This is a genomic window from Pseudomonas sp. URMO17WK12:I9 (assembly GCF_900230165.1).
Taxonomy (GTDB): Bacteria; Pseudomonadota; Gammaproteobacteria; order Pseudomonadales; family Pseudomonadaceae; genus Aquipseudomonas; species Aquipseudomonas fulva.
The window spans coordinates 137,065-150,536 of record NZ_OCMQ01000004.1 but is presented as its reverse complement, the minus strand read 5'-3'; the positions used below and the strand labels follow the sequence as shown (position 1 = coordinate 150,536).

Annotated in this window: 13 protein-coding genes; 5 read left to right on the top strand and 8 right to left on the bottom strand. The window is 62.7% G+C overall.

Annotation, left to right across the window (positions count from 1 at the left end; translation table 11 throughout):
• Positions 1 to 196: 196 nt before the first annotated feature.
• Complete coding sequence (ttgR, locus tag CRP40_RS10900) at positions 197 to 829, top strand: efflux transport transcriptional regulator TtgR (protein ID WP_023534320.1); 633 nt, start codon at positions 197 to 199, stop codon at positions 827 to 829.
• Between the two features lie 77 nt (positions 830 to 906).
• Here the strand turns inward: ttgR and CRP40_RS10895 are convergent, their stop codons facing one another.
• Positions 907 to 2,358 carry an MDR family MFS transporter gene (locus CRP40_RS10895; RefSeq protein ID WP_027914543.1) on the bottom strand — a complete coding sequence of 484 codons (1,452 nt, stop codon included), beginning with the start codon at positions 2,356 to 2,358 and terminating at the stop codon, positions 907 to 909.
• 417 nt (positions 2,359 to 2,775) lie between these two features.
• Between CRP40_RS10895 and CRP40_RS10890 the strand changes: the two genes are divergently transcribed.
• Positions 2,776 to 3,645 carry an oxaloacetate decarboxylase gene (locus tag CRP40_RS10890; protein ID WP_027914544.1) on the top strand — a complete coding sequence of 290 codons (870 nt, stop codon included), beginning with the start codon at positions 2,776 to 2,778 and terminating at the stop codon, positions 3,643 to 3,645.
• 8 nt (positions 3,646 to 3,653) lie between these two features.
• On the opposite strand, the gene CRP40_RS10885 is transcribed toward CRP40_RS10890, so the two are convergent.
• A complete protein-coding gene (locus tag CRP40_RS10885; protein WP_027914545.1) occupies positions 3,654 to 4,559 on the bottom strand; it encodes a LysR family transcriptional regulator in 906 nt (301 codons plus the stop codon).
• A gap of 102 nt (positions 4,560 to 4,661) precedes the next feature.
• Here CRP40_RS10885 and CRP40_RS10880 point away from each other — a divergent pair, with 102 nt between their 5' ends.
• Entirely contained in the window at positions 4,662 to 5,546 is an 885-nt protein-coding gene (locus CRP40_RS10880; protein ID WP_027914546.1) for an MBL fold metallo-hydrolase, read from the top strand.
• A gap of 45 nt (positions 5,547 to 5,591) precedes the next feature.
• On the opposite strand, the gene CRP40_RS10875 is transcribed toward CRP40_RS10880, so the two are convergent.
• Entirely contained in the window at positions 5,592 to 6,512 is a 921-nt protein-coding gene (locus CRP40_RS10875; protein WP_027914547.1) for an AraC family transcriptional regulator, read from the bottom strand.
• Between the two features lie 198 nt (positions 6,513 to 6,710).
• Here CRP40_RS10875 and CRP40_RS10870 point away from each other — a divergent pair, with 198 nt between their 5' ends.
• Both CRP40_RS10870 and CRP40_RS10865 read left to right on the top strand, forming a co-directional pair.
• The gene (locus CRP40_RS10870) at positions 6,711 to 7,004 is read left to right on the top strand and encodes an antibiotic biosynthesis monooxygenase family protein (RefSeq protein ID WP_027914548.1); all 294 of its coding nucleotides are present in this window, start codon (positions 6,711 to 6,713) and stop codon (positions 7,002 to 7,004) included.
• 90 nt (positions 7,005 to 7,094) lie between these two features.
• Positions 7,095 to 7,328 (top strand): hypothetical protein, encoded by a 234-nt coding sequence (locus CRP40_RS10865; RefSeq protein WP_023534288.1) that lies wholly within the window; start codon positions 7,095 to 7,097, stop codon positions 7,326 to 7,328.
• Here CRP40_RS10865 and CRP40_RS10860 read toward each other — a convergent pair whose 3' ends face one another.
• The 5 genes from CRP40_RS10860 to CRP40_RS10835 form a co-directional block, all read right to left on the bottom strand.
• Positions 7,329 to 7,934 (bottom strand): flavin reductase family protein, encoded by a 606-nt coding sequence (locus CRP40_RS10860; RefSeq protein ID WP_027914549.1) that lies wholly within the window; start codon positions 7,932 to 7,934, stop codon positions 7,329 to 7,331.
• 117 nt (positions 7,935 to 8,051) lie between these two features.
• Positions 8,052 to 8,417, bottom strand: coding sequence for a hypothetical protein (locus CRP40_RS10855; RefSeq protein ID WP_027914550.1), 366 nt, complete (start codon positions 8,415 to 8,417; stop codon positions 8,052 to 8,054).
• A 385-nt stretch (positions 8,418 to 8,802) separates the two neighbouring features.
• Positions 8,803 to 10,122: an MFS transporter gene (locus CRP40_RS10850; RefSeq protein WP_023534430.1), complete on the bottom strand. Its 1,320-nt coding sequence runs from the start codon at positions 10,120 to 10,122 to the stop codon at positions 8,803 to 8,805.
• A 242-nt stretch (positions 10,123 to 10,364) separates the two neighbouring features.
• Positions 10,365 to 11,699: a sigma-54 dependent transcriptional regulator gene (locus CRP40_RS10840; RefSeq protein ID WP_027914551.1), complete on the bottom strand. Its 1,335-nt coding sequence runs from the start codon at positions 11,697 to 11,699 to the stop codon at positions 10,365 to 10,367.
• Positions 11,693 to 13,450, bottom strand: a complete 1,758-nt coding sequence (locus CRP40_RS10835; RefSeq protein WP_027914552.1) for an ATP-binding protein — start codon at positions 13,448 to 13,450, stop codon at positions 11,693 to 11,695. Before CRP40_RS10835 ends, CRP40_RS10840 begins: the two co-directional genes overlap by 7 nt.
• Between the last annotated feature and the right edge of the window lie 22 nt (positions 13,451 to 13,472).

Genomic DNA, 13,472 nt, shown 5'->3' with positions numbered 1-13,472 from the left:
GGATAAATGGCTATCCGGTGGATAAATAGCTTGCTAAGGAATATACTTACATTCATGGTTGTTTGTAAATACCGCCGGGTTGTCCATGGCTACCGCCACAGCCCTTGATTAGCTTGATCCGCCAGGTGCCCCTAGAGGCGCCCCGGAGCCTTCCCGCACGCGTCGCCGCGTTCGGGCCAGATGAGGTTGTACTGCCATGGTCCGTCGAACCAAAGAGGAAGCCCAGGAAACTCGCGCCCAGATCATCCAGGCGGCAGAGAGGGCTTTCTACAAGCGCGGGGTTGCGCGAACCACCCTTGCGGACATCGCCGAACAGGCGGGCGTCACGCGAGGTGCAATCTACTGGCACTTCAATAACAAGGCCGAGCTGGTGCAGGCACTGCTCGACAGCTTGCATGAAACCCATGACCATCTCGCGCGCGCCAGCGAAAGCGAGGACGAACTCGACCCGCTCGACTGCATGCGCAAATTGCTGCTGCAAGTGTTCAACGACCTGGTGCGCGACGCCAGGACACGCCGTATCAATGAGATTCTGCATCACAAGTGCGAGTTCACCGATGACATGTGCGAAATCCGCCAGCAGCGCCAGGTGGCAGTAGTGGACTGCCACACAGGCATTACCCTGGCCCTGGCCAATGCAGTGCGCCGTGGCCAACTGCCGGTGGAGCTGGATGTGGAGCGGGCAGCGGTGGCCATGTTTTCTTACGTTGACGGGTTGATCAGGCGCTGGCTGTTGCTGCCCGACAGCGTGGACCTGCTGGGCAACGCCGAGAAATGGGTCGACGCCGGGTTGGATATGCTGCGCTTGAGCCCGGCGATGCGCAAATGAGACTTTGTGAAGGTTTGTGAGGGCTAGTCCCCAGGGACGTGCCAGTGATCAGCACCTGAGCTTCCCTGCGGGCCACCTCAATGCCCGCGCAGTGGCCGATCCGGCAGCAGCACCGCCACCACCAGTGCAATGACGCCGACCCCTGCACTGGCCATCAACAGATGCCGGAAAGTGATCGCCAAGTGTGCCTGCAGTTCAGGGCTCACTTGGTTGGCCTTGAAGGTACCCAGCAACGGATTGTCCAGCAACGCGAACCCGCCTTGGTGCAGCAAGGCCAGCAGCAGGCTCGACATGCAGGCCACGCCCATGGCGCCACCGAGGGACCGAAACAGGTTGGTGGTGCTGGTGGCGACCCCCATGTCCTGGGCCTGCACGGCATTCTGCGTGCCTACCAGTGACGTTGGGAACTGCATCCCGCACGCGATCCCTGTCAGCAGCATGAACAGTGCACTGGCCAGCCCGGCCTGCGGCGGCGTGATCGCCAAGGCGAAGATAGACACCGGCATCAGCAGGGCGCCAGTAAGGATCTGCGGCTTGTAGCGGCCAAGCCGCGTTGTCAGACGTCCTGCGGTAAAAGCACCGATGGGTAGCCCCATGGCCAACGGCAGCAGATGCAAGGCGGCGCTGTCGGCACCGGCACCGGTGAGGCCCTGGTAGCGCAAGGGCATCAGCATGGTCAGGGAAATGGCCTGGAAGCTGGCGAAGAAAATCACGCCCCAGCACAGCACCGCGGCGCGATTGCCGAATAGCGTCAACGGCAGAAGTGGCTCGACGCAGCGGCGCTCCTGGAGGATGAACAGGATCATGGCGATCACGGCGCAGGTGAACAGGCCTAGCACGGCGGGCGCCGTCCAGGCCTGCCCCTGGCCGACCAGGGTGATCCCGAGCAGCAGGCTGCCCAAGCCCACGATCAGCAGCAGCGCGCCCGGATAATCCACTTGTGCGGGCCGATGCTGCACGGGCAGACCGGCCAGGGCGCGGTGGATAGCCCAGAGCGCGGCGATGCCCAGCGGCACGTTGATCCAGAACACCCAGCGCCAGGACAGGTACTCGGTCAGCCAGCCGCCCAGTACCGGCCCCGCCACGCTGGCCAGGGCATACATGCTGCTGAAATAGCCCTGATAACGGCCTCGTTCGCGCGGGGGCACGAAGTCGCCGATGATCGCCTGGCTCACCGATACCATGCCGCCTGCGCCGATGCCTTGCAGCACTCTGGCCAGCACCAGTTGCGGCATGTCCTGAGCCAGCGCACAGCCGATCGAGGCGACAGTGAACACGCCGATCCCGGTCAGGATCATGCGACGCCGCCCATAGAGATCGCCCAGCTTGCCGTAGATCGGGACGGCCACTGTCATGGCCACCATATAGCCGGAAATGACCCAGGCCAGCAGACCGACATCATTGAACTGCGCGGAGATCGCAGGCAATGACACTGCCACGATGGTTTGATCCAGTGCGCCGAGAAAGATGGCCAGCATCAAGGCGGTCAGGATCTGGCGCAGGGCAATCGCAGGCAGGGCAGGGGGCACGGCAGTTCCTTGGTTTGAGTGGGCTTCATCCGAACGATCCCGCAGGCTACAGCTACGCGCCATCAAGACCAGGGCACGCCTGCACAGGGGCAGTGAAAGCATGGCAGTGTAACCTGAGTTACGTAGCTTCCTATGTACTCTGAGCATCGCCTATGCACGATCGGCATCAACGCATTCATCCAGCAGAGGCTGGCCCCGTGATATCTTTGGTATGCCAATCCCGCGCTAAGCCCCTGTTTGCACTAGCTTGGTGCGACCTCTCGGGGGTTAATCGGATTCCCCTGGCTCCTACACCTTTATTCCTCTGCCTGCATGTGGAGCATGACCGCGACTTGAGTGGTCCATGAATTGTGCAGGTACGCCCGATACAGAGGCCGGTAGTTACCGTTCAGAAATTTCTACAATTGCGGAGTGATCATGCCCAAGGCTTCCCACCAAGATCTGCGTATTGCCTTCCGCGAGCTGCTCGCTTCAGGTTCGTGCTACCACACCGCCTCGGTGTTCGACCCCATGTCTGCGCGCATTGCCGCGGACCTGGGTTTTGAGGTCGGCATCCTCGGAGGTTCGGTGGCATCGCTGCAGGTACTGGCTGCGCCGGATTTTGCCCTGATCACACTCAGCGAATTCGTCGAGCAAGCCACGCGAATTGGTCGCGTGGCCCAGTTGCCGGTGCTGGCAGACGCCGACCACGGATACGGCAATGCGCTGAACGTGATGCGCACTGTCACGGAGCTGGAGCGTGCCGGCGTGGCGGCGTTGACGATCGAGGATACGCTGTTGCCGGCCCAGTTCGGGCGCAAGTCCACCGATCTCATATCGGTAGAAGAAGGCGTGGGCAAGATCCGCGCGGCGCTCGAGGCGCGCGTCGATTCGTCCCTGTCGATCATCGCCCGTACCAACGCCGGCGTGCTCAGCACCGAGGAAGTGATCGTGCGGACCCAGAGCTACCAGAAAGCGGGTGCCGATGGCATCTGCATGGTAGGGGTGAAGGACTTCGACCAGCTCGAACAGATCGCCAGCCACCTGACCGTACCCTTGATGCTGGTGACCTACGGCAACCCCAACCTGCATGATGACGCGCGTCTGGCAAGCCTGGGCGTGCGCATCGCCGTCGACGGTCACGCGGCTTACTTCGCCGCCATCAAGGCGACGTACGACTGCCTGCGCCAGCAGCGTGGCCAGCAGCACAAGTCCGATAACTTGAGCGCCACCGAGCTTTCGCATACCTACACCCAGCCCGAGGACTACATCCGCTGGGCCAAGGAATACATGAGCGTCGAGGAGTAAGCAGGCGCTTACAGGTCCCAGTCCCAGGCCGGCTCCTCCTCGAAGCGCTGGACGAGAAAGTCCAGCAGGGTGCGCAAGGTCGCGGGCATGTGCTTGCGTGAGGTATAGACCGCCGTCAGGTCCAGGGTCTGCGGCCTGGCCTCGGGAAGCAGGCGCACCAGTTCCGCGCTGCGCAGGGCGGCAGCCGCCTGATAGGTGGGGAGCAGGGCGATGCCGGCGCCTGCTGCTACCGCCTTTTGCAATGTCAGGGACTCGTTGGCGCTGATGTTGCCCTGAACCGGCACCGCGACCTGCTGGCCGTTGACCTCGAACTGCCACACCCCATTGCCGTAATAGCTGTGCGTCAGGCAATTGTGGTGTGACAGGTCCTCGACCCGCTCGGGTGTGCCGTGCTCGGCCAGGTAGGCGGGCGCGGCGCAGATCACCGAGCGGCATACGCTCAGGCGGCGGGCAACCAGGCTAGGGTCCAGGTCGTTGCTGTTGCGGATGGCCAGGTCGATGCGTTCGTCCACCAGGTTCACGGTGCGATCGAGCATCTGCAGGTCGACTTTTACCAATGGGTACTGACGCACATAGGCGGCCACGGCATCGGCCAGCTGCGCCTGTCCAAATGACGTACTGACGCTGATACGCAATGTCCCCCGTGGTGTCTGGTCTTGCTGTTGTACGGCTCCTTGCAGTTCGCTGGCCAACTCCAGCAATTGCCTGCAGCGCGGCAGGAGGTCCTGGCCTGCGGCAGTCAGGCTGAGCCGGCGCGTGGTGCGCTGCATCAGCCGCGCGCCCACCCACGCTTCGAGCTGTGCCAGGTACCGAGAGACCACGGGGCGCGAGAGCTGCAGGTGCTCGGCCGCCGCCGACTGACTGCCAAGGTCCACTACCGTGACGAAAACGCGCATAGCTGTTAAACGATCCATCATTTGCCCGATTTCAGAAACAAACCATGTGCAAGCATGGCATTTTTCTGCAGGGTGTCGCCCCTTAAGCTGCAGGCATTTCCACTCTGACGGATGCCTGCGATGACACTCCTTTCTCCCTTGCGTGGCCTGGTGCTCGGATGCCTGGCCTGTGCCGCCCCACTGCTGGCCGCCGCTCCCTTGCAATTGGACGTGTACAACCCTGGCGCCGATGCGCCGTTTGCGGTCAGCTCGGTGATCGTGAGCGGCCCGCGTGACGCCGTGTTGATCGATGCACAATTTGGCACTGATCACGCCCGGCAACTGGTGCAGCGTATCCGTGCGAGTGGCAAGCGCTTGACGACGATCTACATCAGCCAGGGTGACCCCGATTATTACTTCGGCCTGGCAACCTTGACCCAGGCGTTCCCTGACGCCGAGGTGTTGGCTTCGGTCGCCACGGTCGAACACATCCGCAACACCATGGAGGCTAAACTGGCGTACTGGGGGCCTGAAATGGGGGCGCAAAAACCTGAGCGGCTGGTGCTGCCCAAGGTGTTGACAGGCAACCGCCTGCTGCTCGAGGACCAGGTGCTGGAGGTGCGTGGCCTTGAAGGACCGCAGCCGGACCGCAGCTTTGTCTGGATACCTTCGATCAAGGCAGTGGTTGGCGGGGTCGTGGTTTCGCAGAACATTCATGTGTGGATGGCCGACACACAATCGGCGTCCTCGCGTGCCCATTGGCTGCAAACCCTGGCGGACATCCAGGCGCTTGCGCCGCAAACCGTGGTGCCCGGGCACTTCGTCGGTGCCAGTGATTACTCACCGCAGTCCGTTGGCTTTACCGTCGATTACATCCGCACCTTCGAGGCGCAGGCGCGCGCAGCAAACGATTCGGCTGCGCTGGTCGAGGCCATGAAACGACGCTATCCGGGGTTGGGCGATGAGAGTGCGCTGGCGCTCAGCGCCAAGGTGGCCAAGGGCGAGATGCAGTGGCCCCTCCAGTGACGGTGCGCGCGTACGCAATGCAGCGCTGCGGTGACCTTGGTCTTGCTACACCGCGCTGGACCGCAGCCGGGCCATGTCACGAATAGGCGGTGCGCCGTAGAGCCGGCTGTACTCACGGCTGAATTGCGAAGGGCTCTCGTAGCCCACTCGATAGGCCGCCACGGCGGCCTCAAGGCCATCGTTGAGCATCAGCCGCCGGGCTTCTTGCAAGCGCAGTTGCTTCTGGTACTGCAGCGGGCTCATCGAAGTCACCGCCTTGAAGCGATGGTGCAGGGTGGAAACGCTGAGGTTGACCTCGCGGGCCAGGTCCTCGATGCGCAGTGGCCGCTGATAGTTGTCGTTGAGCCAGCTGATGGCCTGGCACACGCGGTGGGTCTGGCTGTTGGCCAAGGCAATTTCGTACAGCCGGTAGCCCTGCGGGCCGCGCAGCAGGCGGTAGAGAATCTCCCTGCGCACCAGCGGTGCCAGCATGGCGATGTCGCGTGGCGTGTCGAGCAGGCGGAGCAGGCGCAGCAAGGCATCGAGCAGCGCGCTGTCAGTTTTTTCCACGTACAGGCCGCGCCCATACGGGCGATTGGGTACCAGCATCGGACCGCTGTCGGCGATCAGCTGGCTGATCTCGGCAGGGTCCAGGTCCATGCGCAACCCCAGGCTCGGGCGCTGCGGGCTGGCGTCGAGCTTGACCGCGCTCAGCGGCAAGGTGACCGAAACCACCATGTAGTGCAGCGGGTCGTAGGCGTACTGTTCGTCCCCGAGGAACAGGCTTTTGCTGCCCTGGGCCAGAATGCACAGCGCAGGTTGCGCCAGGGTAGGTACCGAGCGAATGTTCTCGGTGTAGCGCACCAGGAACAGGTTGTCGATGGCCGAGGCCGGCCCATAAGGGTCGCCTGCATGGCGAGCGATCAAGTCGGCCAACTCCTGGCGCTGGACCTCCAGGTGCGGATCAAGGGACGGGGCGATGGACATGGGGCTTTCCTCTGCTGACCGACGCAGAATAGGTTTGGGCAACCGCCGAAGCTAGTCGAATACTGCAGATCGATTGCCTGATCCTGCCGCGATGCAGAATCAGGCAATCGGTGTGCAGTAATGGCCTAACGCGCAAACGCGCCCAGGCCCTAGCCTTGCAAGCCAGGTATTCGACTGCTGCTTCAGGGAGAGTGTGCAATGAGGCTACAACAACCGGTCACCCACCTTGCCTTGATTCGCGCCAGCAGCGGGCGCTCGGCCGAACTGGGCGCACGCTTGCGCGACCTGTTGGTGCCATCGCTGGACATCCCGGGTTGCCTGAGTTTTTCGGTGCAACGCTCGCAGGCTGATGACGACCTGTGGTTATTGAGCGGTAGCTGGCAGGATCAGCAGGCGATGAATGGTTACTTCGCTTCGCCAACGCTGAATGTGTTCGGCGAGTTGGTACAGTCCCAAGTGGTGAGCAGTCTGGATCTGCACACGTTTGGTTGAGCCTGTTCAACGGGCGCCCAGGCCAATGATTGCCGCATCATCAAGCCAGTGGGTACCATCCAGGTTTCACCCACAAGGCGTATGGCAAAGATGGCACGTAGAGAGTTTCCCCAGTTCGAAGCCGTGTCGGCAATGGTGCCGGCCGAAGGCGGTGGCTACCACGCAGCCATTGCCGTCAAGGCCATGGGCATGGGCGGTGCACCGCGCTTTCACAAGGTGCTCGATGGGCAAGTGTTCAAGGGCGCCGTGGCTGCCGACGAGGCGGCCACGGGCGAATTGCAACGCCTGCAAGGTGTCAGCGAAGCGGGTGAGCTGATCTGGTGATCAGGCTTTGGGCCTGGGCATCTTGAACAGGTTGCCCAGCTCGAAATAGTCCGCCGGGCCACCGCCACGCAGGATAGGCTCGGCCGCTGCGGTATCGTAGATGCCGTCCTTGAGCAGGCGCTCGGCGATGTGCACCGCCACCACTTCGCCCAGGATCAACCAGCTGGGTACCAACGCCTGGTCGGCGCGCTGCAGTTGCACGATCTGCGTCACCTTGCATTCGAACGCCACAGGGGTTTCCCCTACCCGTGGCACCTTTACCACGCTCGACGGCGTGGCCGTCAGGCCGCTGAGTTCGAACTCGTTCACCTCAGGCGATACCGCCGAGCAGCTCAGGTTCATCTGCTCGGCCAGGGGGCGGGTGGCCAGGTTCCAGACGAATTCACCGGTTTGCTCGATATTGTTCAGGCTGTCTTTGCGCCCGACGCTGCAGAAACCGATGATCGGTGGAATGTAGTTGAAGGCGTTGAAGAAGCTGTAAGGCGCGAGATTCAAATGGCCTTGCTGGTCCTGCGAGGATATCCAGCCGATCGGACGAGGGCCGACGATGGCGTTGAACGGATCATGGGGCAGGCCATGGCCTTTGGCGGGTTCGTAGTAATACATCTGCGCTGGGCTTGCCGGCCCACCTCCTGGTTTGAGAGGCGACCAGTGTGCCAAGCCTGAGGCCAACTGGGAATGCTGGAGCCCGGCGAAAGCCGGGCTGAATGCGCATGGCTACTATCAGCTAATGCGATGGGCGTTGGTGCGGTCGAAACCGTCTTCGGCGAAGCGCTGGCCACCGGTGCGCTCGAAACCATCTTCGGCGAAGCGCTGGGCACCGGTGCGGTCGAAACCATCTTCGGCGAAGCGCTGGCCACCGGTGCGGTCGAAACCATCTTCGGCGAAGCGCTGGCCACCGGTGCGGTCGAAACCATCTTCAGCGAAGCGCTGACCGCCTGTGCGGTCAAAGCCGTCCTCGGCATAGCCGGTGGCCTGAGCAGGCGCCGCTGCGAAGGTATGCGCATGGGTGCGATCGAATCCATCTTCGGCGGATGCGCCTGCGGCAAATGCGAAAAGGGCGAGGGTCAGGATGAATTTGCTTTTCATGGGGATGCTCCAGAGTAGGTGTGTCGTTTCGATAAACTGAATGCTACGCCGATTAATGCGATTAAAAAGTGCTAAAAATCGTGCTTAATAATCTATTTATCCGATTGATTGGAGCGCGCACCTGGGCTGGAACGCAGGCAGCCGGGGAGTTTCGAGGCGCAGGTACTGGCGCTTTTGCTGATGGGGGTAATGTGCCGGAGTGTGATTAATGGGCCATTAAGCCAAGCGCGTCGGACGAACGTCGTGCCAGTGCGGGAAGGGAAGGTGCAAGCTGGGCCTGCAGAGGAGGGCTGGCGCCTGGATGATCCGACGAGGCCCGGCGTGGCCAAACGAAATCGGGCGCCCTCTAGTAGGCGCCCGAAGCAGTGCTAAGCGTGGGATGGGCTTAGTCGGTGGTGATCCGCGAATGCTGCTTGGTGTCCTTCATGGTGGCGTACACCAACAGCGAGCAGGCGATGCAGCCTGTGACGTACCAGTAGAAGCCGCTTTCCATGCCGGCGCTCTTGAACCACAAGGCGACGTATTCGGCAGTACCGCCGAAGATGGACACGGTAAGCGCGTAGGGCAGGCCAACGCCCAGGGCGCGGATTTCGGTGGGGAACAGCTCAGCCTTCACCACCGCGTTGATCGAGGTGTAGCCACTGACGATGATCAACGCGGCCATGATCAGAAAGAACGCGCCCCACCAGGTCTGGATGGTGTGCAGGGTGCTGAGGATCGGCACCGTGAACAGCGTACCGAGCACCCCGAAGGCAATCAGGATAGGGCGCCGGCCGATCTTGTCCGACAGCCCACCCACCAGGGGTTGCAGGCACATGAACAGGAACAGCGTCGCGGCCGAGATGGTGGTCGAATCGCTGATGCTCATCCCGACTGTGTTGACCAGGTATTTCTGCATGTAGGTGGTGTAGGTGTAGAAGGCCAGGGTACCGCCCATGGTCAGGCCGACCACGGTCAGCAGTTCCTTGGGGTGGCGCATCAAGGTGCGCATCAGGCTTTCCTTGGCTTTCTCCTTCTTGGTGAACGACGCGGTTTCTTCCATGCCCCGTCGCAGGTAGAGGGCCACCACCGCACACAGGGCACCGATCACGAACGGCACACGCCAGCCCCAGGCGTACAACTGCTCGGTGGTCAGGGTCTGTTGCAGAACGATCAGTACCGCCAGGGCGATGAGCTGGCCCGAAATCAGCGTCACGTACTGGAAGCTGGAGAAGAAGCCTCGACGCTCCTTGCTGGCCATTTCGCTCAGGTAGGTGGCCGAGGTGCCGTACTCACCGCCCACCGACAACCCTTGCATCAAGCGAGCGACCACCAGCAGGACCGGCGCTGCCACACCGATGGTTTCATAGCCGGGTGTGAGGGCGATCACCAGCGAGCCTGCGCACATCAGCAGCACCGAGGCCATCAGTGCAGCCTTGCGGCCCTTGCGGTCGGCGTACATGCCCATCAGCCAGCCACCGATCGGGCGCATCAAAAAGCCCACCGCAAAGATGGCGGCGGTGTTGAGCAGTTGAGCGGTGGAATCGCCGGCCGGGAAGAAAGCCTTGGCGAAATACAGCGAGAACGCTGCATAGACGTACCAGTCGTACCATTCGACCATGTTGCCGATCGAACCGCTGAAGATCGACTTGAGGCGACTGGCAGTGGTTCTTGGCGCGGCAGGCGTTGCGGCCGCCCCGGTAGGCAGGGAGGTAGCGTTATCCATCAGGGACACCTTCTCATTGTTGTTGTGAAAGCGCGCAGGGCGCAGCTTGCAGTAGCTTTTGCAGAAGGTGTGCCAAAAAGAGGCGCGATTGCTTCGTTTGGGTGCGCGCTTGGGTGAAACCCGTATGAATCATGGCGTTGCGCCGAACGCGCGACGCACTGAGGGAGAGATCCGCGGCAGGCCAGTTCACCTGCATAGGCAAGATCCCGCTCATTAGGGCGTAGACGTCGGCGAGTTTCCGCTTACGGTGCGTTGACGAATTCGTCCCGAACCAGCCCATGACGCTGCATTTTCTCGTTCAAGGTACGGCGGGGCATTTGCAGGTCCTGCATCACCGCCTTGATCTCACCGGCATGTTGGCGCAGTGAAGCACGCAGGCACTGCGCCTCGAATGCTTCCACGCGCTCAGCCAACGACTGCCCGGCAGGCGCCTGTTCTGGCATGGGCGAACCAAGTCCCAGCACGTGGCGCTCCGCCGCGTTGGCCAGTTCACGCACATTGCCTGGCCAATCATGGGTCAGCAGTTGAGCCAACTGCAGGCCCGACTGCGGCAGGGCCGTGCGGCCAATCCGGGACGCGGCTGCCTGTGCGAAATGCTCGAACAACAGGACGATGTCTTCCCGCCGTTCCCGCAGGGGCGGCAGGCGCAGCTCTGCAACGTTCAGGCGGTAGGCCAGGTCCTCGCGAAAACGTCCGGCCCGGGCTTCGTCGAACAGGTCGGGCTTGGTGGCGGCAATGATGCGCAGGTCTACGCGGATGCTCTGATTCGCACCCAGGCGCTCGATCTTCTGGTCCTGGATCACCCGCAGCAACTTGGCCTGTTGCGCCAGGGGCATGCTTTCGATTTCATCGAGAAAGACCGTGCCACCATCGGCATATTCCAGCCTGCCGATGCGTTTGCCCTGGGCGCCGGTGAAGGCGCCGCTTTCATGGCCGAACAGCTCGGCCTCGAACAAGGCTTCGGGAATGGCCGCGCAGTTGAGCGCAACGAAAGGTTTGCTGGCGCGTGGGCCAAAGTCGTGCAGGCAGCGGGCGACCTGCTCCTTGCCGCTGCCGGTTTCGCCGCGAATCAGCACGTTCACCGGCAACGCGGCCAAATCCAGTACCTGGCGGCGCAACTGCTGCATGCCCGGTGATACCCCAAGCAGCGTGGTTTCAAGGCGCGTCCTGAGGTCGGCCTGCTGATGCAGGCGTCGATTTTCCAGCACCAATTGGCGTTTTTCCAACGCCCGGCGAAGGCTGCCGAGCAGGTGCTGGGGGGTGAAGGGCTTTTCCAGGAAATCGTAGGCGCCGCTGCGCATGGCCTCGACCGCCATGGGCACGTCACCGTGACCGGTGAGCAGGATCACAGGCAGGTCCGGATCGTCAGCCTGCAGCCGTTCGAGCAGTTGCAGGCCGTCCATGCCAGGCATGCGCACGTCGCTGATGATCACGCCTGGATAGTCCCGGCCAATGTGCACCAGGCCGTCCTCGGCACGGGCAAAGACCTGGACCTCGAAGCCCGACAGGCTCAGCCATTGCTCGACTGCCGTACGGATACTGGCTTCATCGTCTATGACCATCACTGAGTTCAACATGCAGGCTCCTGATCGCGAGGCAAGGTGATGCTCAGGCGCGCGCCGCCCGGTACGTTTTCGGCCAGCAGCTGCCCACCGGCGTCGTGCACGATGCCATAGGAGATCGCCAGGCCCAAGCCCAGGCCGTCCCCTACGGGCTTGGTGGTGAAGAAGGGGTCGAAGATCCTGGGCAGGTCCTCGGCCGCGATGCCGCCCCCCGAATCGAGCACGCTCAAGCGCCAGTGCTGCGCATCGGGCTCGATGCGGATTTCCAGGCGCCGGTAGCGCTTGTCTGCCATGGCGTCCAACGCGTTGCTCAGCAGGTTGATCAGCACCTGTTCCAAGCGGATGGCGTCGCCGCGCACCCACGCCGGACGAGCCAGGTACAGGGCCAACTGCACGTCCAGGGCATGCAGGCGTGCCTGCAACAAATCCAGCGCCTGGTCGACAACGCCGGCCAAGTCCAGGCGCTCGCGCAAGCCACCGGGGCTGTTACGGGCAAACGTCTTCAAGTGCCCGGTCAGCGACGCCATGCGCGTCAACATCTGCTCCAGCGGCTCCAGGGCCTGGCGAGCCTCGTCGTAACGCCCGTGGTCCAGCAGCAGTTTCAGGGTTTCAAGCTGCATGCGCTGGGTCGTGAGGGGCTGGTTGATTTCGTGCGCCATGGCAGCGGACATCTGCCCCAGGGCAGCCAGCTTGGCCGTTTGCACCAGGCCTTCCTGAGCCGTGCGCAGCTCGCGGGTGCGCTCCTCGACCTGGCGCTTGAGCTCCTCGCGGCTGCGTTGGCGCAGACGCGACAGGCGCAGGCGCTGGCTGACCAGCAAAGCAGCGAATACGAGGCTCAACCATACCGCTGCAGCACCCAGGCCAGCATTGCGCGCGTCGGTACCGACCTGGGGCCTGCGCAGCAGGTGCAGGGTCCATTGCTCGCTTTCCAGCGGCAGGCTTTCCCACAGGAACTCGGTCTCGCCTTGCGGTGCCTGCACCCGGCTGAGTGTGCTGTTTTCAGCGAAACGCGTCAGCACCTGGTGCATCAGCGGTATCAGCGGGTGTTTGTCGTACTGGCGGGTCTGCGCCAGTTCGGCCCGGTCGGCGCCGTCCAGCGGGCGCAATTCCCGGTAGCGCCAGCCGTCCTGGTTGGCAATGAAGGTAATGCCACGGGCATCGCTGACCAGCAGGATGTCGCTGCCCTGGCGCCATTCTCGCTCGAGCTCGGGAAATTCCAGCTTGACCACCATGGCGCCGAGAAAACGGCCCTGTTCGTCATTCACCGCGCTGGACAGAAAGTAGCCAGGCACCCCGCTGGTCACGCCAACGGCATAGAAGCGGCCGTTACCCAGGCTACGGGTTTGCTTGAAATAAGGGCGAAAGCCGTAGTTGGAGCCCACGTAACTGGTTGGCAGCCGCCAGTTGCTGGCCGCCACGGCCAGCCCGTTGCGGTCGAGCAGTTCGAGGGTGGAGGAGTTGGCTGCACCGTTGATGCGCTCGAGTTTGCGGTTCAGGGCAGCCTGCGTTTGCTCCTGGACCGGGCCGCGCAACGCGTCGATCAGTTCCGGGTCCAGGGCCAGCACCGCTGGCAGGGCCCGATAGCGGTCGATGAGGGTGTGCAAGGCATTGGCGTACAGCCCCAGTTGCTGGCTGGCCCGGCGGGCGTCCGCCTCCATGGCCTGGCGTTTGGCCTGGTGCATGGCCCAACTGGCACAAAGCACGGTACCCAGCACGATCACCAGGGTGATCAGGCCCAGACGCAGGGCGCGAAAGGAAAAAGGCATTGGGAGCAGATCCGCATGGGTG